Origin of the sequence: Brockia lithotrophica (assembly GCF_003633725.1) — a bacterium.
In the GTDB taxonomy this organism is placed as follows: Bacteria; Bacillota; Bacilli; order Thermicanales; family DSM-22653; genus Brockia; species Brockia lithotrophica.
Map to the genome: position 1 here is coordinate 84,848 of NZ_RBIJ01000004.1, position 21,778 is coordinate 106,625.

A 21,778-nucleotide genomic window follows, 5' to 3' on the forward strand; every position below is an offset into this window, starting at 1 on the left:
CGCCCTGGAAGGGATCGGAGCGCCTACGTGACAAAACATGTCGAAGCGGGAGGAGTCGGTTCCCGTGAGTGAACGCGAACTCACCCCCCGGCGCATCGTGGAGGAGCTCGACAAGTACATCGTTGGCCAGCGGGCGGCGAAGCGGGCCGTCGCCGTAGCCCTGCGCAATCGCTACCGCAGGAGCCTCCTGCCGCCGGAACTTCGCGAAGAAATCGCCCCGAAGAACATCCTCATGATCGGCCCCACGGGTGTGGGGAAAACGGAAATCGCCCGGCGACTCGCGCGCATCGTAGGCGCCCCTTTCGTGAAGGTAGAGGCGACGAAGTTCACGGAAGTCGGCTACGTCGGCCGCGACGTGGAGTCCATGGTGCGGGATCTCGTGGATACGGCGGTGCACATGGTGCGGGCGCGCAAGGTGGAGGCCGTTCGCCGGCGCGCGGAACTCCTCGCCGAGGAACGGCTCGTGGATCTCCTCACGGGCGGACCTAGGGTGCAGAGGGAGTTCCGCAACCCTTTGGAGGTCCTCTTCGGCGGTGGTGAGGCCCCGCGCGAACGGGTACAAGACGCTGCGAACGAGGAGGCGCGTCGCAACGTGCGCGAGGCGCTGCGCGCCGGCCGGATGGAGGACGTCCTCGTGGAGGTGGAGGTCGAAGAGGAAGGGAATGCCTTCTTGTTCGACTGGTTTCAAGGCCAGGGGCTCGAGCAGATCGGCATGAACATGCAGGAGATGCTCCGCAGCATGTTTCCCCGCCGCACGAAGCGGCGCAAACTCACCGTCCGCGAGGCACGCCCCCTCCTCATTCAAGAGGAGGCGCAAAAGCTCATCGACATGGACGAGGTGCGGGACGAGGCGCTTCGCCTAGCGGAAGAGCACGGGATCATCTTTCTCGACGAGATCGACAAGATCGCGGGGCGGGAGGGGAGCGTAGGTCCGGACGTCTCCCGCGAGGGCGTACAGCGGGACCTCCTCCCGATCGTGGAGGGGTCTACGGTGATGACCAAGTACGGTCCTGTAAAGACGGACTTCATCTTGTTCATCGCCGCAGGCGCCTTCCACACCGCAAAGCCGAGCGACCTCATTCCCGAACTCCAGGGGCGGTTTCCCGTGCGCGTCGAGCTTGAACCCCTCACGGAAGAGGATTTTGTGCGGATCCTCACGGAGCCCGAAAACGCCCTCATCAAGCAGTACACCGCCCTTTTGGCCACCGAGGGGGTTACCCTGGACTTCACAACTGATGCAATTCGCGCAATTGCTCGTTTGGCGGCAGAAGTGAACGCCCATACTGAAGACATCGGGGCGCGGCGCCTCTACACCCTTCTGGAAAAGCTCCTCGAGGACGTTTCCTTTGAGGCTCCCGAACTTCGGGGCCAGACCGTTCCCATCACGGAAGCCTACGTCCGGGAAAAGCTCGGTCCGCTCGTCGAGCGCAGGGATTTGAGCCGCTACATCTTGTAATAGCGAGAAAGCCTCTAAAGCAAATGCCGATGTTGCCGATGCTATCGGGCGGTGGCGGAATCCCGGCGATTGGGCAAAACTTGTAAGCGAGTAAAGGGGGTTCAACCGATGAGCCTGCTGCAAAAGGTGCGAAAGATCAACCGACTTCTTCAGACGTCTGCCACTACGCACGTAAACTTTCACGAGATGGCCGAAGTCCTCCGGGACACGATCGAGGCCAACGTGTACATTTTGAGCCGCAAGGGGAAGGTGCTCGGGTACTCCCTGCACCACGAAATCGAAAACGAGAGGATGAAGGAAATCCTCTCCGAGCGCCGCTTCCCCGAGTGGTACAACGAAGAGCTCCTCAAGGTCACGGAGACGCGGACGAACATCCCCATTGAGGACGTGCTTACGGCTTTCCCCGTGGAAATGAAAGACGAGTTCAAGGACGGGCTTACGACCGTCGTCCCGATCGTGGGCGCCGGCGACCGCCTGGGTACGCTTGTCCTTGCCCGACTCCACAAAGAATTTACGGAGGATGACCTCGTGCTCGCCGAATACGGGGCGACCGTCGTCGGCACGGAAATCCTGCGCGAGCGCGCCGAAATGATCGAACAAGATGCGCGCAACCGCGCCATCGTGCAGATGGCCATAAGCTCCCTTTCCTACAGCGAGCTCGAAGCTGTGGAGCACATTTTCGAAGAACTCGGGGGTACGGAGGGTCTCCTCGTGGCGAGCAAGATCGCCGACCGCGTGGGGATTACCCGTTCCGTGATCGTAAACGCCCTGCGCAAGTTGGAAAGCGCCGGCGTGATCGAGTCCCGTTCTCTGGGGATGAAGGGGACGTACATCAAGATCCTCAACGACAAGCTCCTGGAAGAGCTCGCCAAGGTGCGGAGCTGATCCCTCGTCGTCGTGGCTAAGGGTGTAGGCGGGATTCACGGAGGAGGACGTGGGTCCCGCCTTTTTCTTTTTCTTAGGAAATTCTTCTCTCATACAATGTGCCGGTATTTCGAGTCTTAGGACTTTGGGCCAACGAAGACGGGAAATCTCGGGGGATTTGAGCCTTTTAATCTATTGCGGGACGGAAGGAGTTTCCATACCCTTAGGCGTAGAGGATTCGGTCTCTTTGTGTCGAAAAAGGATGTACAAGGGCGGGCCGGGGGTGAACATCCAGCCAAAGGAGGGAGAGGATGGGCGTAAGTCCCGTGACCGACGCCCTACACCGTGCGGTTCGCGTTTCGTTTGCCGTGCGCGACGTCGCGGCGCACAACCTGGCCAACGCGGATACCCCCGGGTACAAGCGGTTTGCCGCGGTGTTGGCGGAGGTAGACCGCGGCGCAGAGGGAAAAGGTTCGTGGGAGGCCCGCCGCACGGACGTTCGACACTTTCCCTTTTTCGCAGAGAAATCCGGAGAGGCTCCTCCGGTACGCGTCGTCCGGGACGAGACCACGAGCGCGCGGCTCAACGGAAACAACGTAGACGTGGATGCGGAGCTCGTCCGTCTCATGGACGAGCAGCTCCGCGCCTACACCCTCCTCGGTCTTCTCGGGCAGACGTACGCCCGCTACCGCGATGCCTTGCGCGGTTCGTGAGGTGCGAAAGGCCCTTCGCGCGCAAGGCGCTTTCCGCCGAAGGACGCAGGGGGTGAAACGCGGTGTTCCTCTCCTCGTTTCGCATCAGCGGGTCCGCGATTACGGCGGGACGGCTTCGCCTGGACCTCATTGCGGAAAACCTGGCCAACGCCGATTCGACCCGGGTAGACGGGCGGGAAGGCCCGTACCGGCGAAAGCTGGCCGTATTTGAAGCGGTCGAAGGGGGAGGCTTTGCCGACGCCTTGGCGGCCGCCTCGTCTTCTCTCGGGGGAGTACACGTGCGGGCCGTCGTAGAAGATCCCGCCCCGCCCAAGTTGGTCTACGATCCTGAGCATCCGGACGCGGAGGCGGACGGCTACGTACGCTACCCCAACGTCGACGCCCCCAAGGAAATGGCCGATCTCTTGGCGGCGCAAAGGTACTACGAGCTCAACGCAAACGTCCTCGACGCGTCCAAGGCATTGGTTCAGCGGCTTCTCGACCTCGGCCGTGCCTAGGCCCGAAGGAGGTGGCGTCCCGAGGAGTTGTGCCTCGGGCATTCGATGGACAAGCTCGTTTCCTTACCCGGAAGCGCTTCCGGCCTTCTGCGCCCGATCGAAGGGGGCGCGAGCTCCTCGAGATTTGACGAAGCGTCGGGCTTTGCCGCGAACCTCCGTGATGCCCTACGCGAAATCGAAAGAAGCGAGCGTGAGGTTGCCGCGCTTTCCCAACGCGTGGCCGCCGGGGAACCCGTGCCCGTGGAGGAAGTCATCCTCAAGAGTCAGGAACTCACCTTCCTCGTACTTGCGGCGGCGGAGGTGCGCAACCGCGTGATCGAGGCGTACCACGACCTCATGCGCATGCCGCTCTAGGCGGGGGTTTCGGGGATGGGAGAAATCGGACAAAGCATCCGGCAGATCGCGTCGCGGTTGGTGTCGTGGTACGGATCCCTTTCCCGAGGAGCGCGGATCGTCGGGATCTTCGGCATCGTCTTTTTCTTTCTCCTTCTCGTGTACCTCCTCTACGCCGTAAAGCACGTGGACTATGTCCCCACCTATCGCAACCTATCGGAACGGGAAACCGGTGAAATCGCCGCCCGCCTTAAGGAACTCGGGGTACGCTATCGCATCACCGCCGACGGTCGCGGGATCGACGTCGAGCGCGACCGGGCGACGGAAGTCAAGGTCGCCCTCGCCAAGGAGGGAATCCCCCATCAGGGGACGATCACCCTCGAGGATCTCCTCAAGGGTTCCCCCTTCGGGTATTCCGAACGCGAGTTCAACGCTCTCACGCGGGAGGCGCGGCAGAACGCCTTGCGCAACCTCCTCGTTCGTGGGATTCGGGGGATCCGCGACGCACAGGTCCTCCTCGTGGAGCCGGAGCCGAGCATCTGGGTGAGCGACACCCCCCGAAGCGCTTCTGCGTCTGTCGTCCTCACCCTCGAGCCCGGGGTGGTCCTCACCCCCGAACAGGTGCGCGCCATCTACCACCTCATCGCCCACAGCGTTCCCAACCTCCCCGTGGAGAACATCGCCCTCACGGACCAAAGCGGTCGCCTCCTCGATCCGGGGGACGGGGTAGGGGGCGTGGACCAACTCCTCGCCGTGCGCCGACGTCTCGAGCAGGAAACCCAGCAGAGCATCGAACGCCTTCTCGCGCCCATGCTCGCCGGTCGGGGGGAAGCCACCGTGCAGGTGACGTTGGCGCTCGACTTTTCCAAAGAGCAGCGCGAGGAGCAGCGCGTCGAACCTCAGGGCTCGGGAGACACCGGAGTGGTTTTGAGCCGGGAGACGCAGGAAGAAACGTGGAAGGGAGGGCCGCCGCCCGCGGCAGGGGTGCCCGGGGTCGGTGCCAACGAGCCGCCCACGTACCAGGCTCCGGCGGGAGGCGGCGGAGGCGGCGAAGGGTCGAGGCGCAGCGAACGCGTGAACTACGAGGTGACGCGCGTCCACCAAATCCGGGAAGCCCAGCCCTTCCGCGTACGCAGCGTGGCGGTGAACGTCGCCGTCGGTCTCCCCGATCCCACCGCTCCGGAGGCGCAGAGGCTCAAAGAAGATATCCAGGCGGCGGTAGGCCAAGTGGCGGGCGCCCTTGTCGACACGCCGGGAGGGAGCGCCCAGGCCACCGTCCTCTTGTACGCCCGGACGTCACACCCGGCGCAGGCGCCCGGAGCGGCCCCCGGAGGTTGGCCGGGCGGTGTGTGGGTGTGGGCCTTCGGCGCGGGGCTCCTCCTTCTCCTCGCTGGCGGTCTCTTCTTCCTCCGCCGTCGGCGGGAGGAGGTTTCGGTACCGCCGCCCTCCGCGGTCGAGGTTCCGCCGAAGGAGGCCGCGCGGAGCGAAGAACCTCTCGTCCTCGAGGTTACCGACGAGGAGCGGATGCTTCGGCAGCTCGCCCGTCTGGCCGAAGAGCGGCCCAAGGAGTTCGCTCAAATCTTGCGCGCCTGGCTTAAGGAAGAAGCCTGAAGCGGCGTTCAGGGGGTGGCAGAGATGCCCCGCTCGACTAAGGAACTCACGGGCAAGGAAAAGGCGGCGGTGCTCCTCATAGGCCTCGGGCCGGAGGTTTCGGCCAAGGTCCTTCGGCACCTCACGGACGAGGAGATCGAGGAGCTCACCCTCGAAATCGCCGCCACGCGGCACGTCCCCTCCGAACTCCGCAACCAGATCATCAAGGAATTTCACGAACTCGTCCTCGCCCAGACCTACATCGCGGAAGGCGGAATCTCCTATGCCCGCGAGGTGCTGGAAAAGGCGCTCGGTCGCGACAAGGCCGTGGATATCCTAAAGCGGCTCACCTCCATGCTCCAGGTGCGCCCCTTCGACTTCCTCAAACAGACGGATTCCATGCAGCTTCTCCACTACCTCCAGGAAGAACATCCCCAGACGATCGCTCTCGTCCTCTCGTATTTGGAGCCAAAGCAGGCGGCGGAAATCCTCGCCTCGCTTCCGCCCGAACGCCAAGGGGACATCGCCTTTCGCATGGCGACGATGCGCGGGGCGAGTCCGGAGGCGATCTACGAGGTGGAGCGGATCCTCGAGCAAAAGCTCGCCTCTACGGGAATCGCGGACATCACGCAGGTGGGCGGCGTGGACGCAGTCGTGCAGATCTTGAACCTCGTCGACCGCTCCACGGAGCGCGCGATCCTCGAGCAGTTGGAAACGACGGACCCCGAACTCGCGGAGGAAATCAAGAAGCGGATGTTCGTCTTCGAGGACATCGTGCTCTTGGACAACCGCTCGATCCAAAAGGTGATCCGTGAAGTGCCGCAGGAAGACCTCGTCCTCGCCCTCAAGGGGGCGAGCGAAGAGGTGCGCCAGCTCCTCTTTCGAAACATGTCGCAGCGCATGGCGGAGAGCATCCGCGAGGAGATGGAGTACATGGGCCCCGTGCGCCTCCGCGACGTAGAAGAGGCACAAGGCCGCATCGTCGGCGTGATCCGCCGGCTCGAGGAACTCGGCGAGATCTACGTGCGGCGCGGAGGGGAGGATGAGCTCATTGAGTGAGGCGACGGGTCTCTTCAAAGGTCCCGGGGTCGAACGGGCGTCCCCTTTGCGCCTCGACCCACCGGCCCCCTTCCGCGAATTTCCGGAGGATCGGAAACCGCAGGCGCCCGACGGAGCCGGCGGATCGCGTCTCGAGTCGCTCCTCCGCAAACGGGCGCTCCTCGAGCGCGAGCGCATCTTGCGCGAGGCGCGGGAAGCTCTGGCCCGCGAGGAGGCAGAGAGGCGGCGCGTTTGGGAGGAAGAGGCGCGCCGCGTGCGGGACGAGGCCCGCCGGGAAGGATACGCCGCCGGCTTTGCCGAGGGGAGTGCCGCGGCGCGCCGCGAGGCGGAGGCAGTGCTCGCCGAACGCCTCGAAAAGCTTGCGGAAGCCCAGGAGGCGCTTCTCGCCGAGTGCGACGCGATGCGCAGGGCGCTCCTCCGCGAGGCGGAAGAGGCGGTGTTTCTCCTCGCGGAAACCGTCGTGCGCGAGGCCCTACGGGACGAAGAACGGCTCGTTCGGTACGTGCGGGCTCAGCTCCGCGAGCGGCTCGAAGGAGGACAGGCGATCCTCTACGTCGCTCCAGAAGACTTTCCCGTGGTGCGGCGGCTTTCCGCCGAGGGAGAGTTGTCTTCGGACGTCGGACCTCTTTCTCGCTTCGAACTCCGCATCGACCCCCGGCTGGCCCGTGGGGATTTCCGACTCGAGGTCGCCCGCGGGGTATACGAGGGAAGCGTGCACGCGCAAGTGCACCGGCTCCTCGAGGCTTGGAAGCGGTACCAAGAAGTCGGCGGCGACCCCGGTCGGGAGGGGTGAAGATGGGCTACGTGTTTTTCGAAGGCTTGCGCGAGGCCGTGCGCCGCGTCGATCCCGTAGAACTCGTCGGGCGGGTGACGAGGGCTGTGGGTCTCATGGTGGAGTCCCTCGGTCCGGACGTGCGCCTAGGGGAAACCGTGCGCATCGTGTCCGACGACGGCGAAGTCCTCGCGGAAGTCGTCGGGTTCGAAGGGGAGCGCGTCCGCCTCATGCCTCTCGGGGAAGTGGGGGCGATTGCCCCGGGGGCGCGCGTGCACGCCTTGCGGCGCCCGCACACCGTGGAGGTGGGGTCGGACCTGCTCGGCCGCGTGCTCGACGGCTTGGGTTGTCCCATGGACGGCCGCGGGTTTCGCCCGCCGTTCTTCCGCTTGCGCCTCGTCCGCGAACCACCCCGCCCCCTCGAAAGGCCGCCGATCGACGAACCCCTCCCGGTAGGCGTACGGGCCATCGACGGGCTCCTCACCGTAGGGCGCGGGCAGCGCGTGGGGATCTTCGCCGGAAGCGGGGTGGGGAAGAGCACGCTCCTGGGAATGATCGCCCGGGGGACGACGGCGGACGTGACGGTCATCGGGCTCATCGGCGAGCGGGGTCGGGAAGTCCGGGAATTCCTCGAACGAGACCTCGGTCCCGAGGGGTTGGCGCGTGCCGTCGTCGTTGCGGTGACCTCCGACGAGCCGCCCCTCCTCCGCCTCAAAGGGGCCTACCTCGCCACGGCCCTTGCCGAACACTTCCGCGATCAGGGTATGGACGTCCTCCTCCTCCTCGACTCCGTGACGCGCGTGGCCATGGCGGCACGCGAAGTCGGACTTGCCGCAGGCGAACCGCCCACGACAAAGGGGTACCCGCCGTCTGTGTTTGCCCTCCTTCCGAGGCTCATGGAACGGGCGGGTACGGCGCCGCGAGGATCGATCACCGCCTTTTACACCGTCCTCGTGGAGGGCGACGACCTCGCCGATCCCGTGGCCGATCACGCCCGGAGCATCTTGGATGGGCACATCGTCCTCAGCCGGTCTCTCGCGCAAAAGGGCCACTTTCCCGCCATCGACGTCCTCGCGAGCACGAGCCGCCTCATGCACGCGCTCGTGTCGCCGGAGCACAGGCTCTTGGCCGCGCGCCTTCGCCGGCTTCTCGCCGTCTACCGGGAACACGAAGACCTCGTGCACATCGGGGCGTACCGGGCGGGGCAAAACCCGGACCTCGACGAGAGCTTGGCCTACCTTTCCCGCATCGAACGTTACCTCGTCCAAGACCGCGACGCGCCGACGACGTTTTCTGCGGCCGAAGAGGGGCTCCGGGAAGTCTTTGCCGACACCTCGTAGGCCGTCTGGGTGCGCAAGGACTTTGGCTCCTCGCGCAAAGCTCGAGGAGGGATTGCGGTGAACCGCTGGTACCGACTCGAACATCTCGCCCACGTGGAGTCCCTCGTCCGCGCCGGGGAACTTCGCAGTCTCCGGGATTGGGCAGAACGCCTCGAGGACGACCTCACGCGCCTCCTCGAAGAGAAGCACCGAACGGAATACGCCCTTACCCGTACAGGACCCGGCACCGTATTGGACATGCAGACTGCCTATTCGTACCTTGCCGAACTCCGCGGGACGGCCCAAGCCCTTGCGGGGAGGCTCGAAGAAGCGCGGCGCAGGGCCGAGGAGGCCGAAGAAGCCGTACGGGAAAAGCGTACGGAGCGCGAGCGCTACCGAGTACTCCTCGGCTGGGAGGCGGAACGGGTGCGCCGGGAAACCCTCCGGCGTGAGCAGGGGGAAATCGACGCTCTGGCGGTGCGCTTCGTCCGCATGCGCTCGCCGGGCGCGGATTCGGAGACGTAAGGGGGGATCTCCGTGGAAGCTCAGGAGGACGTGCGGGCGAGCACGTGGGAAACCGTCCTCTTTCTCGTCGTCTTTCCCCTCATCGTCGCCTTGCTCCTTACGGCTGCGGTTCTACTCGCCTTCGGGATCGACGTCGTAAGCCCCGTCCTCGGAATGTTCCACAAGGCACCGGCTCCCGACGACGTTCGTCTCGAAGAGGCCGCCCGCACGCTTCAGGGGCTTCCGCCGGATGCGGCGGCAAAGCTCCTGCAAAACGTCGCTCCGGAGACGGCGGCGCTTTGGATGGAAAAGATGGACCTCGACTCCCGACGCCGCTTTTTGGCCGCCTTGCCCCCGGACGTCGCCGCCCAGCTCCTCGTCTTGCTCGTCAATCCGCCGAAGGCGCAAGGGGGAGAGGCGGAGCTCGTCCGCCTCGCCGGCGAGCTCGCCACCGTCCGCGCCCGGGCGGCCTCCCTCGAGGGGGAGAAGGCCGACCTCATGCGGCAGACCGCCGAACTCCAGAGCCGGATCCGCGACCTCGAGGCGAAAAACGCCTCCCTCCAGGGGAACCTCGATCTCCTTCGGACGCGTCTGAGCGTCTTGGACGGACGCCTAGGGGCCCTGGACCAAGATCTGGCGGCGCTTGCCGGGCGCAAGGACCCGTCGGCAAATGAGTCGGCGCTTCGCGAAGAAATCGCTGCCGTGCGCGCCGAGCTTTCCCGCCTTCGCGAGGCCCTCTCTACTCTTCCCGGTCCGTAGGTGCCCCTGTCTTCGGGAGCCTTTGGGAAAGGAGGTGAAGAGCTGTGATGAGCGGATTACCCGACGGGTTTGGACTTTCCGCCCTTCCCTCTTCGGGCGGTGGGCCTCTCGGTCCTCGGACGCCGCCTCTTTCGGTAGGCGAGGCGGACTCCGCCCTCGTTTGGGAAGAATTCGCGTTTGTCCTTGCGGATGCGGCGGAAGATTTCCCCGCCTTCCGGCCTTTGGACGACCCTCCGTCCGAAGAGGGGGCCGTGCGTGCAGAAGACAGAAGCGCCCCGGAAAAGGCGAAAGAAGGGGACGGCGGCGTTCTTCCGGAATACCGGAACGTCGAAGCCCAGTTCCCCGCATTTGCCGTCGTCGTCGTGCCCGTTTCCGGAGTCGCGCCGTTCTCCTCCGCCGCGCGCGGCCTTTCGGGCGGAGAGGAGGGCGTCTCCGCCGGGCATTCTCCCCCCTTGTCGCCGCTTCCCGTTTCGGGGGTGAAGGCAGACGGCACAGGGAGTTCGAGGGGATCTGCGGGCTTTCCCGGGACGCCCTTCGTCTTCGAAGGGCGGGGGGCGGGCGCCGCGGCTCTGCCGACCGACCTTTTCCCCCTCCCCTCTGCCCTCTACCTCGCCCTCAAGGCGGAACGGTCGCTCGAAGCCGTAAGGGGGTCGTACGCTCTCCTCGAAGGCGGGCCGTCCCTTTCCTCGGATGGAACCGCGCCGACCTTTGCGGTACGGCAAGAAGGTCCCACGCCGGTCCCGGGAGATTTGGCAGAAGCGGCATCTGCCGCGACTCCGGATTTTGCCCCGGAGCTTGCGCGTTCCGCGCGCCCCGGTTTCGCCCCTCCCGCGAACCCAGTCTCCGCACCAGAATCCGCTCCTTCCTCGCCTTCGGGATCCGCGTCGGAATCCGCCCCTGTGCAGCCGGATTTCGCGTCGGAATCCGCTCCACGTCCGCGGCCGGTGTCTTCGGAAGGTCCGAGCGTTTCTCCCAAAGCGGATTCCGCGTCGGAGTCGCGGCCCCCAGATCGGCCGCTTCTTCAGCAGGGCGCCCTTTCGGAAACGGCCTTGCGCGTTTCGGACGGATCTCCGCCATCTCGGGAAGCGCTTCTCAGGGAGGGCCCCCTTCGCGCATCGGGGGGAGAGCCTTCGGCCTCCGCCGATCCTTCCCCGGGTTCGGGACAGATGCCCCTTTCCGCGGGTACGGACGGGGTCTCGCGCCTGGCGCTTTTTTCCCGAGGTGAAGCATCGGTCTTTGGGCGCGGCCCCCGCGATTCGGGGCACGCCCCGACGTCGGATGTGCCCTTGGAGGGTGGGGAGGCGGTCTTTCTTTCGAGGGGCGTTCCCCCGGACTTGCCGCCTCGGCCGCCGGAGGTTCCTCCTTCGTTCGCAGGGGGGTCCGAGGTCTTCGCGCGCGTGCTCCGTCTCGCGACAAGTGCGTACCGCACGGGCGGCGGGGAAGCGGTGCTCCACCTTTCGTTCGGGCCGGATGCCCTCTTCGTCCACGTGAGCGTGCGCGAGGGGCGCGTGTACCTCTCCCTCTCGGGGTCTTCCGAACACCTCGTGCGGGAATTCCTCCGTCAGGCGGCGGAACTCGAGGGAGCCTTGCGCCAAGCGGGGATCGGCTTCGGCGGCTTCGCGCACGTCGGACGTATCGACGGAGATTCTCCGCGGCGGCGCGGGGACGGAAGGCAGCGACCATTTGCGCAAGAAGGGGCCCTTTCCCTATCGCACGCGCAGGGAGGTGAAGGCGGTGGAAGTTTCCGGGATGTCTTGGGTGCAGGCCCCCTCCCCGGTTCCCTCTTCGGGTAAGGGGGAGACGATGAACGTCTTGGGGAAGGACACCTTTCTCAAGCTTTTCCTTACCGAACTTCGCTACCAGGACCCCCTTTCCCCGGCCGACGGGAAGACGTTCCTCACGGAACTCGCCCTCTTTTCCGTCGTCGAATCCGTTCTCAAGCTCACGGAGCTCGTCCGGGAAATCCGCGACCGCCTAGAAGGCGGTGGGGGTTCTCCCCCGTCCGGAAGCACCCAGGGCCCGCCCGTTCCTTCTGGGCCTTCGCCGGAAGCGTAACGGGAGAGCCGGGTCAGGCGGACCTTCGACTCTTTTCCGGGAGGCGATAGCCGTGCTTCGTTCGCTCTACAGCGGGATTTCGGGACTTCGGAGTTTCCAGACGAAACTCGACGTCGTGGCGAACAACATCGCCAACGTGAACACGTACGGCTTCAAGGCGAGCCGCACGACCTTTGCCGACCTCATGAGCCAAACGCTCGTAGGTGCCGCCCAGCCGCAGGCGAACCGGGGCGGGGCAAACGCCGTCCAGATCGGCCTCGGCGTCCGCGTCGCCTCTACGGACCTCCTCATGACGCAGGGAAGCCTGCAGTTTACGGGCGTCACCCTCGACCTCGCCGTGGACGGGAATGGATTTTTCGCCGTGGAAAAGGAAGGAGAACGCCTCCTCACGCGTTCCGGAAACTTCTACCTCGACGCGAACGGCAACGTGGTGACCGCTGGCGGTGCCTTTCTCCTCGATGTGAACGGCAACCGAATTCAGATCCCGGCGGATGCCGAAAGCTTTTCCGTAGACCTCGGAGGTACCGTACGCGCGGTGGTGGGCGGTGCTGTCCAAGAGGTGGCTACGATCGGCCTCGTTCGGGTGCCCAACCCTCAGGGATTGGAAAAGGTGGGCGACAACATGTACCGCCTCACGACCAACGCGACGCCCAACCCCGCCGTCCTCGACCTTGGGGCTCCAGGTACTGGCGGCCGCGGCCTCGTGCGTTCCGGGTATCTCGAAATGTCCAACGTCGACCTCGCCCAGGAATTCACGGAGATGATCATCGCCCAGCGGGGATTTCAGGCCAATGCCCGGATCACAACCACGTCCGACGAGGTCCTCCAAGAACTCGTGAACCTGAAGCGTTGATGTTCGGCCGCGTGAGGCACGCCACGTGAGGCGCCCTTCGCCTCTGCGGAAGCGGAAAGCGGGTGTGAGGCCTTGATCTTGCTTACCCGACTGAGCGGGGAGCCCTTTTTCCTCAATCCGTTCCTCGTCGAGGTGGTCGAAGGCGGCCAAGAGGCCGTGATCACCCTTGTCACCGGGAAGAGGCTCCGCGTGGTCGAACGCAAGGAAGAGGTGGCGGAGCGCCTGCGTGCCTTTTTCCTCGAACTCGGGGCGCCGCAGGCGCCCCTCCGTTCCCTCGTTCGGCCGGCGGAAGAAGGGGAGGATCGTCCGTGAACCGCAAACAACTCGTCCTCCTGAGCGTAGGGTTCGTCCTGGCCCTCGTCCTCATCGCCGCGGCGATCGTCTTCGTCGGAAAGGTCCTCCTCGCCCCGGCCAAGGAATCGCCGTCGGCCGCGTCGGATCGCCCGAAGGTTGCCCCCGCCGACTACGCAAAGTACTCCGTGGAATCCGGCGACATCACCACCGACCTCAAGGACAACCACTACGTCGTCGTAAACTTCACGATCGTGGCCGACTCGGCGCAGGCGCAGGACTTCCTCAAGAAAAACCTCTTCCTCGTCCAGCGGGAGATCCTCGGCGTCCTGAGCGAGTGCAAGGCGGAAGAGTTCAAGACCGACAGCGGATTGCGCTCCGTAGAGGAACGCGTCGCCCAACGACTGGACGGTGTGGTGGAGGGCGGCCACGTCGTCAAGGTCTTTGCGACGAAGAAGATCGTCCAGTGAGCGGGGAAGGGAAGGGGGGAGCGCCGTGGAAGAGGTCCTCTCGCAGGCGGAAATCGACGAACTCCTCAAATCGCTCACTTCCGGTGGGCCCCCGCAGCCGCCGGCTTCGGAAACAACCAAGGAGCGCGTGCGTCCTTACGACTTCAAGCGCGCGCTCCGCCTCTCCAAGGAACAACTCCGCTCGCTCAACCGCCTGAACGAGCATTTTGCGCGCCTTCTCTCGACGGCGTTTTCCGCGGCATTGCGGACGTACGTCCACGTCTCCTTGGCCGCCGCCGATCAGGTGCCCTTCGAAGAGTACGTCCTCTCCGCGCCCAAGTTCACGGTCGTAGGGGTATTCACCGCTTCCCCGCTCAAGGGTCGGTTCCTCGTCGAGTTCTCGCCGACGATGGCCTTCGGCATGCTCGACCGCTACCTCGGGGGTCCTGGGATCGCGGAGGTCAAGGAATCGGGGCTGACGGAGATTGAGACGCGGATCCTCGAGATGCTCTTTCAACGCACGGGAGAGAGCTTTCGCGAAGCTTGGCAGAGCCTGGCGGACCTCGACGTGCAGCACGAGGCCATCGAGACGAACCCGCAGTTCCTCCAGATCGCCTCGCCCAACGACATCGTCGTCGTGTTTTCCTTTCAGGTCAAAATCGGGGAGACCACGACGGTGATGAACGTCGTCCTTCCCCACTTCATGCTCGAACCGCTCATGCCCAAGCTCTCCGCCCGGCACATGTTGGAGGGGTTTCAGGAGGGCGACGACCCACGCCCGAGCGAGGAACTTAAGGCGCGACTCGCGTGGACGTGGGTCCCCATCCGCGTGATCCTCGGGCAGACTGCGCTCCGCTTTGCCGACGTCCTCCGTCTGGAAGTCGGAGACGTGATCCGCCTCGGAACGCGGATCGACGAACCGCTCGTCGTAAAGCTCGGCGACCGCGATGCCTTCGTCGGACGTCCCGGCATCTCCCGCGGTCGTGTGGCCGTGCGCATCGAAGGGATTCTCCCGAGGGAGGAGTGACCGCCGTGGAAGAACCTCGCCTTCCGTTCGACGATACCCCCCCGTCCGCAGGGAATCCGCCGTCTCTTCCCGAAGGATCGCAGGCGGAAGACCTGGTACGGGAGCTCGAGGGCGGGCTTTCGACCCTCGAACAAGATGCCATAGGGGAAATTGGCAACATCGCCTTCGGCACGGCGGCGACGACGCTCTCTACGCTCCTCGGGCAGAAGGTGGAGATTACGACGCCGAACGTGCGTCTTCTCAAAAAAGACGTGCTTGCGCAGGAGTTTCCCTACCCCCACGTGGGGATTACGGTGGACTACACCGAAGGACTGCGGGGAAAAAACGTCTTCGTCCTTCGGGTGTCCGATGCGCTCATCATCTCTTCCCTCATGCTGGGGGAGGGGCCAAAAACCGAAGGGGAACTTGACGAACTCCGCCTGAGCGCCGTGCAGGAAGCGATGAACCAAATGATGGGGTCGGCCGCCACGTCCATGGCGACGCTCTTCGGGCGCCGCGTGAACATCTCGCCGACCAGCGTGAAGCTCCAAATGATCCCTCCCGAGGGGGAGGCGCTCCCCGACCTCCCCAACGGTACGCTCGTCGTCGTCTCCTTTCGCCTGAAGATCGGTACGCTCGTGGACTCGTCCTTCGTCCAACTCATCCCCTTGAGCTTTGCGAAAGAGATGACGCGTGCCCTCTTCGAACCCCACGGAGAAGGGATCCCGGGTTCCCTTCCCTCAGCGGAGGAAATCCCCCTTTCTCCCTCTGCGTCTTCCGCATCGGGGAAGGTACCCCCTTCGCCCCCGGAGGGGAAGGAGGTTGTGACTTCCGCACCCAAAGCGGAAAGCGGACCTACTCCCTTGTCGGGAGGGTCAGGCGCCTCGGCGGAACACGTGGGGCGTTCCTCTGCCTCCGAACCCCCGCGGGCCGCGTCTGCGGGCGGGCAGGTGGTCGTCCGGCCGGTGGAGTTTGCGCCCCTCGAAGGAGGAAGCGGGGAGGGGGACGTCGACGAGCGCAACCTGGGCCTTCTCTACGACGTGGAGCTGGAGGTCACCGTAGAACTCGGGCGAACGCGGCGTCGGGTTCGGGACATCCTCGCCTTTCGCCCCGGTTCCATCGTAGAGCTGGACAAGCTCGCCGGCGAACCCGTGGACATCTACGTGAACAACAAGCACATCGCCCGCGGCGAGGTCGTCGTGATCGACGAAAACTTTGGCGTCCGGATCACGGAGCTCGTGGGGAAGCTCGAGCGCGTGCGCTGACGGCCGGACGAAGCTTCGCGGAAGGAGCGTGGACCCGAAGATGTCCAAGCGAATCCTCATCGTCGACGACGCAGCGTTCATGCGCATGATGCTCAAGGACATCTTGAAGCGCGGCGGATACGAAGTCGTCGGAGAGGCGGCCAACGGCGTGGAAGCCGTGGCCCTCTACCGCGAGCTTCGCCCCGACCTCGTCACGATGGACATCACGATGCCGGAAATGGACGGCATCGCCGCGCTCAAGCAGATCCGCACCCTCGACCCCGAAGCCAAGGTGATCATGGTGTCGGCCATGGGCCAACAGGCGATGGTCATCGAGGCGATCCAGTCCGGAGCGCGCGACTTCATCGTGAAGCCGTTTCAGGCCGAGCGCGTGCTCGAAGCTGTGCGCAAGGTCCTCGGGTGATCGGGTGCGCGGAAAGGCGGTGACCTCCTTGCCCGTTTTCGCTTTGGGCGGCGGTCCTACGGTGGACGAGTGGCTCCGGGGAGCCCCGAACTCGGGCGAACCCCCGCTTCCCGCCGCGACGGGGGAACCCCTCTTTCTCGTCCTCGTCAAGGTCTTTGCGTTTTTCCTCCTCTTGGGCTTCCTCGGCTGGATTGCCCTTCGCCTCGCGCGCCGAAAGGCGTGGGGAGATTCCCCCGAAGGTGCCGAAGTCCTCTTTCGCGTGCCTGTGGCGCCGGGGAAGTACGTCGCCGCGCTCCGCCTGGGAAGGTCGGTCTACCTCCTCGGCGTGGGCGAGGACGTCCACCTCCTCGAGGTTCTCGCGGCCGAAGAGGTCGAGCGAACTTCTCAGCCACCGCCTTCGGGTGGATCTTCCCTTCCCGCGTGGGGAGAACGCTTTTTCTCCTTACTTGTAGGTGCCGCGGAAAACGCCGCGACGAAAGAAGGAAAGGGAAGGGGAACCCCCCTTCCTTCGGGGAAGGGACGCGAAGGTGCTGAAGGGGGCGAATCCCTTGCGGTCACCGAGGAAGAGCGCCGCCTCCGCGATCTCTTCCGAAGGGGGGAGTAGAGGTGCCCATCCCGCCGGAGCTCCTCCGACCGGAAACGGCTCCCACCGCCGTTCAGTTTCTCCTCCTCATCACCGTCCTTTCCCTCGCCCCGGCGATCGTCATCCTCATGACGAGCTTTACGCGCATCGTCGTCGTCTTCGCCCTTCTCCGCAACGCCTTGGCGACGCAGCAGGTTCCGCCCAACCAGGTGCTCATCGGCCTTGCCCTCCTCCTCACCGTCTTCATCATGGAGCCTACGGTGCAGGAGGTGTACCGGACGGCTTACGTCCCCTACGTCGAAGGGCGGATCACGACGGAAGAGGCGATTCGGGCGGCGGAAAAACCGCTCAAAGAATTCATGGCCAAAAGCACGCGGCAAAAGGACCTGGCCCTCTTCCTCGAACGGCGGGGGATCACCGCCGTCCGCTCGCTGGACGAAATCCCCTTTTTCGCCCTCCTTCCCGCGTATGTCCTGAGCGAACTCACGACCGCCTTTCAAATGGGCTTTCTCCTCTACCTCCCCTTTCTCCTCATCGACCTCCTCGTGGCCAGCGTCCTCATGGGGATGGGCATGCTCATGCTTCCGCCCGTGATGATCTCGCTTCCGCTCAAACTCCTCCTCTTTCTTTCCGTGGACGGGTGGAACCTCGTCGTCGCCACGCTCCTCCGAAGTTTCTCCGGATGAGGCGCCTTTTCGGGAGACGGTGGGAGGGACGCGCATGACGCCGGAAACGGTGCAGTACGTCTTCCGCGAAGTTTTGGGGACGCTCTTTCTCCTCCTCACCCCGATCCTCGGTGCGGGACTCGTCGTGGGGGTTCTCTTCGGCATCCTCCAGGCCGCTACGCAGATTCAGGAGCAGACCTTGGCGTTTGTGCCCAAGCTCTTCGCCATGTTTCTCGTCATCGGCCTCCTCGGAAGGTGGATGCTGGGGGTGCTCGTGGAACTCACGTACCGGTTGCTCGCCCTGGCGGGGCACCTGGGCGGATAAGGGGGGATGGACGTGGATCCGTGGACCGCGTGGGTGGCGGGCGGACTTCTCGCCTCGGCACGCGTTCTTCCGCTCTTTCTCTTCGTCCCCCCTTTTTCCTTCCCGGCCTTTCCCGTGCAGGTGCGGGCGCTCCTTGCCCTAGGGCTCGCCTTCTTCGTGGCCGCGCCGGAACTTCCTTCGGACGCCACCGCCCGTCTTCTCGCAGGGGGACTTGCGGCGTTCGTCCTCTCCTTTCTCCGCGAGCTCGTCTTCGGCTTTCTCCTCGCGCTTTCCCTCCTCTTCCTCTTTTCTCTCCTGCAGACGGCGGGGAACCTCCTCGACTTCGAAATGGGACTCGCCATCGCCAACGTCTTCGATCCCCAAAGCGGGGCGAGCGTTTCCGTCCTCGGGCACGCCGTCACCCTCTACGCGGCGGCGCTCTTTTTCGCCTCAGGGGCGTACCGCACGGTGATCCGCGGGCTCTTCCTCACGTTCGACGCGCTGCCACCCGGTGCGGATTTTGCGCCCTTCGGAGGTGTGCGGCACCTCGTGTCCGTGGCGGGGGAGGCGCTGGTGGGAGCGGTCCTCCTCACGTTCCCCTTTCTCGTGCTCCTCTTCTTCATCGACCTCACGGCGGCGCTCCTCGCCCGGGCGGTACCCCAGCTCAACCTCTTCGTCCACGGACTTCCCCTCAAGCTCCTTGCGGGAAACTTCCTCCTCGTCCCGTTTGCAGGGGTGCTCGCGTTTGCCTTCTTCCGCATCGCCGACCGGTTCGTAGAGGAGATGCTCGTTTTGACGCGCTTGGCCGGGGGATGAGGCTTGGCCGCGTGAGTATGCGAAGGAGGTGAAGGCGATGCGCGGCGCGGGAGAGCGGACGCTCCGCTACCCCTATCCCGTAGACCTCCGCTTCTTCTCGGAGGAGAAGACCGAACCGCCTACGCCAAGGCGGCGCGAGGAAGCCCGCCGCAAGGGTCAGGTGGCGCGGAGCCACGACCTCACGGTGGCGCTCGGTCTCCTCTTCGCCGTCTTCCTCGTCTCCGCGGGGCAGCGCCCGCTCGCCGCCGCGCTTGCGGACCTCTTTCGCCACGGGCTCGTCCTTTCTTCTCGGCAGTCGCCGACGGAAGGGCTTCACCGCTTCGCGGAACTCGCCCTCCCCGTGGGCCTTTTGGGCGGCGGCTTTCTCCTCGCCCTCTTTGCCTTTGGATTCTTTGCGTCTTATGCCCAAACCGGCTTTGTCCTCTCATCGGAGGCCGTCGGGTTCGACTTGGGACGCATAAACCCCGTGCAGGGACTAAGGCGCATCTTTTCCCTCCGCTCCCTCGTCTACCTCGCCTTCGCCCTCCTCAAATCTGCCGGGGCGGTGGCCCTCGCCGCCTTCCTCTTTCGCGGGCTTTTGCGGGATGTGCGGGTTCCCCCGGACGTGGAGACGGCGGCGGCGGAACTCGCGGGCGCCTCCTTTCGTCTGCTTTTGTCCGTCGGGGGTCTTTTCCTCGCGCTCGCGCTGTTGGACTTCGCCTACCAGCGCTTCGAGCACGAGCGGGGGCTGCGCATGACCCGCACGGAAGTCAAGGAAGAGTTGCGGAAGACGGAAGGCGATCCCCTCCTCCGGAGCCGTCAGCGCGAACGGATGCGCTCCCTAGCCCGAAGCCGGATGATCCACGCCGTCCCCAAAGCGGACGTCGTCGTGACCAACCCCACCCACGTAGCCGTCGCGCTGAAGTACGAAGCGCGGGCGATGCAGGCCCCCACGGTCGTGGCCAAGGGGAAGGGCGTCGTAGCCTTGCGGATTCGAGAGGTTGCCCAAGAACACGGCGTCCCCCTCGTCGAACGTCCCCCGCTCGCCCGCCTTCTCTACGACCGCGTTCCCTTGGGGGCGCAAATCCCTCCTGACCTCTATCGGGCCGTCGCCGAAGTCCTCGCCTACGCCTATCGCATTCGCGGGCGAAACGTAGGGGAGAGGGGGTGAGCAACCATGGTGTTTGCCGAGCTCCGCGGCATCGGGTTTTACCTCGCCGTATTGGGCGCCGTGCTCCTCATGGTCGTCCCCGTGCCGCCGCCCGTGCTCGACGTGCTCGTCCTCTTCAACTTTTCCCTGGCGATCACCGTCCTCCTCGTCGCCATGCAGGTGGAACGGCCGCTCTTCTTTAGCTCCTTTCCCACCGTCCTCCTCCTCGCCACCCTCTTCCGCCTCGCCGTAAACATCGCCACCACGCGCTCCATCCTCGCCCGGATGAACGGTGGCACGGTGATCCACACCTTTGGCGATTTCGTCGTCGGCGGCGAGCCGGTCGTGGGGTTCATCGTCTTTCTCATCCTCGTCCTCGTCCAGTACCTCGTGATCACGAAGGGCGCCGAACGCGTGGCAGAGGTCGCCGCCCGCTTCACGCTCGACGCCCTCCCCGGAAAGCAGATGAGCATCGACGCCGATCTCTCTTCCGGTCTCATCGGCGAAGAGGAGGCGCGGCGTAGGCGCCGGGAGCTCCAGCGCGAAGCCGACTTTTACGGCGCGATGGACGGGGCGAGCAAGTTTGTGCGCGGAGAGGCCATCGCCGCCCTCGTGATCCTCTTCATCAACGTGTTGGGCGGGTTCCTCATCGGCATGCTCGTCCACGGAAAGACCTTTCAGGAATCCCTCCACATCTACACCGTGCTTTCCGTCGGCGAGGGGCTCGTCCAGCAGATCCCCGCCCTCTTCGTCTCTGCCGCCACGGGAATTCTCCTCACGCGATCTGCGGGAGACGCGCGCCTCGACGCGGTGCTCGCCCGCGAGTTTCTCGCCTTTCCCCGGAACTTCTACCTCGTGGCCCTCATCCTTCTCGCCCTGGGCCTCTTTACCCCGATCCCCTTCGTACTCCCTGCGGCCCTTGCCTTCCTCTTTTTTGCCGTCGCCCGGCGCATGGAACGCCGAACGCGCGAGGAGGCCACACCCCAGGAGGTCGAGGAAAAGCAGGAACGCGCGCTTTGGACGCCCGAGGGTACGCTCGAGGTGCTCACGTACGATCCCGTGGAGTTCGAGTTTGGCTACGGCCTCGTGCCCTTGGTGGATCCGAAGCACGGCGGGGATTTCCTCGAGCGGATCCTGCTCATTCGCCGCCAGCTGGCGCTCGAGCTCGGATTCGTCGTTCCCACGGTCCGCGTGCGGGACAACCTCGCCCTCCCGCAGAACCGCTACGTCGTAAAGATCCACGGCGGGCGTGTGGGTGAAGGGGAGGTGTATCCCGATCGCCTCCTCGCCGTGGGCGTCGGCGAGGCGGAGGCACGGGAATTGGGAGGACTCGCCACGAAAGACCCGACGTTCGGACTTCCGGCGGCGTGGATCCCCCCCGAAGCGCGTTCCGCGGCGGAGGACCGAGGGTATACCGTGGTGGACGCCTCGACGGTTCTCGCCACGCACTTTACGGAGATCCTCCGGCGCCACGCCCACGAACTCCTCGGCCGCGAGGAGACGCGCGCGCTCCTCGACCACGTGAAAAAGACGCACCCCACGCTCGTCCAAGACCTCGTCCCAGGAACCCTCACCCTCACGGAAGTGCAAAAGGTCCTGCGCAACTTGCTCAAGGAGGGCATCCCCATCCGCAACCTCGTCACCGTGCTCGAGGTGCTCACGGAGTACGCGCCGCGGACGAAAAATCCGGACGAACTCACGGAACACGTGCGTCAGGCGCTCGCCCGCGTGATCACGGAACGCTACGCGCCGGAAGGGGAGCTCAAGGTGATCCACTTTGCCGCCGAGGCAGAGGAGCGCCTCCTCGGGGCGCTGCGCGCGCGCGACGGTTCGCCGACGCTTCTCTTGCCTCCGGAAGACGTAGAACGCCTCTACCGTTCTCTGGGCGACGCCCTTCGGCGGAGCGAGGCGCTCGGCGTTCGCCCGGTTCTCCTCACGTCTCCGGCGGTGCGTCGGGCCGTTCGGGAGCTCGTGGAGCGCGTCTTTCCCGACCTTCCGGTTCTCTCGTATGCCGAACTTCTCCCCGACGTGCGCGTCGAGGGGGTAAGCGTGATTGCGATCTAGTCCCGAACCCCGCGGAACGAAAAGGGGGT

At 65.1% G+C, this 21,778-nt stretch carries 25 protein-coding genes; all 25 read left to right on the plus strand.

Annotation, left to right across the window (positions count from 1 at the left end; genetic code table 11):
* Nucleotides 1–64: 64 nt before the first annotated feature.
* The 25 genes from hslU to flhA all read left to right on the plus strand — a co-directional run bounded on the left by hslU (nucleotide 65) and on the right by flhA (nucleotide 21,749).
* On the plus strand, nucleotides 65–1,456 hold the full coding sequence (gene hslU, locus C7438_RS06770) for an ATP-dependent protease ATPase subunit HslU (RefSeq protein ID WP_245956553.1): 1,392 nt from the start codon (nucleotides 65–67) through the stop codon (nucleotides 1,454–1,456).
* A 108-nt stretch (nucleotides 1,457–1,564) separates the two neighbouring features.
* On the plus strand, nucleotides 1,565–2,341 hold the full coding sequence (gene codY / locus C7438_RS06775; protein WP_121444607.1) for a GTP-sensing pleiotropic transcriptional regulator CodY: 777 nt from the start codon (nucleotides 1,565–1,567) through the stop codon (nucleotides 2,339–2,341).
* 290 nt (nucleotides 2,342–2,631) lie between these two features.
* Nucleotides 2,632–3,033: a flagellar basal body rod protein FlgB gene (gene flgB / locus C7438_RS06780; RefSeq protein ID WP_121444608.1), complete on the plus strand. Its 402-nt coding sequence runs from the start codon at nucleotides 2,632–2,634 to the stop codon at nucleotides 3,031–3,033.
* 62 nt (nucleotides 3,034–3,095) lie between these two features.
* Nucleotides 3,096–3,530 (plus strand): flagellar basal body rod protein FlgC, encoded by a 435-nt coding sequence (gene flgC / locus C7438_RS06785; protein WP_121444609.1) that lies wholly within the window; start codon nucleotides 3,096–3,098, stop codon nucleotides 3,528–3,530.
* A gap of 27 nt (nucleotides 3,531–3,557) precedes the next feature.
* On the plus strand, nucleotides 3,558–3,884 hold the full coding sequence (fliE, locus tag C7438_RS06790) for a flagellar hook-basal body complex protein FliE (RefSeq protein WP_147402012.1): 327 nt from the start codon (nucleotides 3,558–3,560) through the stop codon (nucleotides 3,882–3,884).
* 15 nt (nucleotides 3,885–3,899) lie between these two features.
* Complete coding sequence (fliF, locus tag C7438_RS06795; RefSeq protein ID WP_121444611.1) at nucleotides 3,900–5,474, plus strand: flagellar basal-body MS-ring/collar protein FliF; 1,575 nt, start codon at nucleotides 3,900–3,902, stop codon at nucleotides 5,472–5,474.
* Between the two features lie 24 nt (nucleotides 5,475–5,498).
* Nucleotides 5,499–6,512 carry a flagellar motor switch protein FliG gene (fliG, locus tag C7438_RS06800; protein WP_121444612.1) on the plus strand — a complete coding sequence of 338 codons (1,014 nt, stop codon included), beginning with the start codon at nucleotides 5,499–5,501 and terminating at the stop codon, nucleotides 6,510–6,512.
* Nucleotides 6,496–7,305 (plus strand): FliH/SctL family protein, encoded by an 810-nt coding sequence (locus tag C7438_RS06805; RefSeq protein WP_121444613.1) that lies wholly within the window; start codon nucleotides 6,496–6,498, stop codon nucleotides 7,303–7,305. Before fliG ends, C7438_RS06805 begins: the two co-directional genes overlap by 17 nt.
* A 2-nt stretch (nucleotides 7,306–7,307) precedes the next feature.
* Nucleotides 7,308–8,624, plus strand: coding sequence for a FliI/YscN family ATPase (locus C7438_RS06810; RefSeq protein WP_121444614.1), 1,317 nt, complete (start codon nucleotides 7,308–7,310; stop codon nucleotides 8,622–8,624).
* 57 nt (nucleotides 8,625–8,681) lie between these two features.
* Nucleotides 8,682–9,128, plus strand: coding sequence for a flagellar FliJ family protein (locus C7438_RS06815; protein WP_170143621.1), 447 nt, complete (start codon nucleotides 8,682–8,684; stop codon nucleotides 9,126–9,128).
* A 12-nt stretch (nucleotides 9,129–9,140) separates the two neighbouring features.
* Nucleotides 9,141–9,866, plus strand: a complete 726-nt coding sequence (locus C7438_RS06820; RefSeq protein WP_121444616.1) for a magnesium transporter MgtE N-terminal domain-containing protein — start codon at nucleotides 9,141–9,143, stop codon at nucleotides 9,864–9,866.
* Nucleotides 9,867–9,913: 47 nt separating this feature from the next.
* A complete protein-coding gene (locus C7438_RS06825) occupies nucleotides 9,914–11,659 on the plus strand; it encodes a hypothetical protein (protein ID WP_147402013.1) in 1,746 nt (581 codons plus the stop codon).
* Nucleotides 11,616–11,921 carry a flagellar hook capping FlgD N-terminal domain-containing protein gene (locus tag C7438_RS06830; protein ID WP_147402014.1) on the plus strand — a complete coding sequence of 102 codons (306 nt, stop codon included), beginning with the start codon at nucleotides 11,616–11,618 and terminating at the stop codon, nucleotides 11,919–11,921. The genes C7438_RS06825 and C7438_RS06830 overlap by 44 nt, the downstream gene beginning before the upstream one ends.
* Nucleotides 11,922–11,973: 52 nt before the next feature.
* Complete coding sequence (gene flgG, locus C7438_RS06835) at nucleotides 11,974–12,774, plus strand: flagellar basal body rod protein FlgG (RefSeq protein ID WP_121444619.1); 801 nt, start codon at nucleotides 11,974–11,976, stop codon at nucleotides 12,772–12,774.
* Nucleotides 12,775–12,852: 78 nt separating this feature from the next.
* The gene (locus C7438_RS06840; RefSeq protein WP_211322125.1) at nucleotides 12,853–13,086 is read left to right on the plus strand and encodes a flagellar FlbD family protein; all 234 of its coding nucleotides are present in this window, start codon (nucleotides 12,853–12,855) and stop codon (nucleotides 13,084–13,086) included.
* On the plus strand, nucleotides 13,083–13,535 hold the full coding sequence (locus C7438_RS06845) for a flagellar basal body-associated FliL family protein (protein WP_121444621.1): 453 nt from the start codon (nucleotides 13,083–13,085) through the stop codon (nucleotides 13,533–13,535). The genes C7438_RS06840 and C7438_RS06845 overlap by 4 nt, the downstream gene beginning before the upstream one ends.
* Before the next feature lie 25 nt (nucleotides 13,536–13,560).
* A complete protein-coding gene (fliM, locus tag C7438_RS06850; protein ID WP_170143622.1) occupies nucleotides 13,561–14,541 on the plus strand; it encodes a flagellar motor switch protein FliM in 981 nt (326 codons plus the stop codon).
* 5 nt (nucleotides 14,542–14,546) lie between these two features.
* Nucleotides 14,547–15,785 carry a flagellar motor switch phosphatase FliY gene (gene fliY / locus C7438_RS06855; RefSeq protein ID WP_170143623.1) on the plus strand — a complete coding sequence of 413 codons (1,239 nt, stop codon included), beginning with the start codon at nucleotides 14,547–14,549 and terminating at the stop codon, nucleotides 15,783–15,785.
* A 40-nt stretch (nucleotides 15,786–15,825) separates the two neighbouring features.
* Nucleotides 15,826–16,188: a response regulator gene (locus C7438_RS06860; RefSeq protein ID WP_121444702.1), complete on the plus strand. Its 363-nt coding sequence runs from the start codon at nucleotides 15,826–15,828 to the stop codon at nucleotides 16,186–16,188.
* A 28-nt stretch (nucleotides 16,189–16,216) separates the two neighbouring features.
* On the plus strand, nucleotides 16,217–16,792 hold the full coding sequence (locus tag C7438_RS06865; RefSeq protein WP_170143624.1) for a flagellar biosynthetic protein FliO: 576 nt from the start codon (nucleotides 16,217–16,219) through the stop codon (nucleotides 16,790–16,792).
* Between the two features lie 2 nt (nucleotides 16,793–16,794).
* Nucleotides 16,795–17,457, plus strand: coding sequence for a flagellar type III secretion system pore protein FliP (gene fliP / locus C7438_RS06870; protein ID WP_121444625.1), 663 nt, complete (start codon nucleotides 16,795–16,797; stop codon nucleotides 17,455–17,457).
* 34 nt (nucleotides 17,458–17,491) lie between these two features.
* Complete coding sequence (locus tag C7438_RS06875) at nucleotides 17,492–17,761, plus strand: flagellar biosynthetic protein FliQ (protein WP_121444626.1); 270 nt, start codon at nucleotides 17,492–17,494, stop codon at nucleotides 17,759–17,761.
* A gap of 12 nt (nucleotides 17,762–17,773) precedes the next feature.
* A complete protein-coding gene (locus C7438_RS06880) occupies nucleotides 17,774–18,556 on the plus strand; it encodes a flagellar biosynthetic protein FliR (protein WP_170143625.1) in 783 nt (260 codons plus the stop codon).
* A gap of 37 nt (nucleotides 18,557–18,593) precedes the next feature.
* Nucleotides 18,594–19,706, plus strand: a complete 1,113-nt coding sequence (locus C7438_RS06885) for an EscU/YscU/HrcU family type III secretion system export apparatus switch protein (protein WP_121444628.1) — start codon at nucleotides 18,594–18,596, stop codon at nucleotides 19,704–19,706.
* Between the two features lie 6 nt (nucleotides 19,707–19,712).
* Nucleotides 19,713–21,749 carry a flagellar biosynthesis protein FlhA gene (gene flhA / locus C7438_RS06890; RefSeq protein WP_121444629.1) on the plus strand — a complete coding sequence of 679 codons (2,037 nt, stop codon included), beginning with the start codon at nucleotides 19,713–19,715 and terminating at the stop codon, nucleotides 21,747–21,749.
* Nucleotides 21,750–21,778 lie beyond the last annotated feature (29 nt).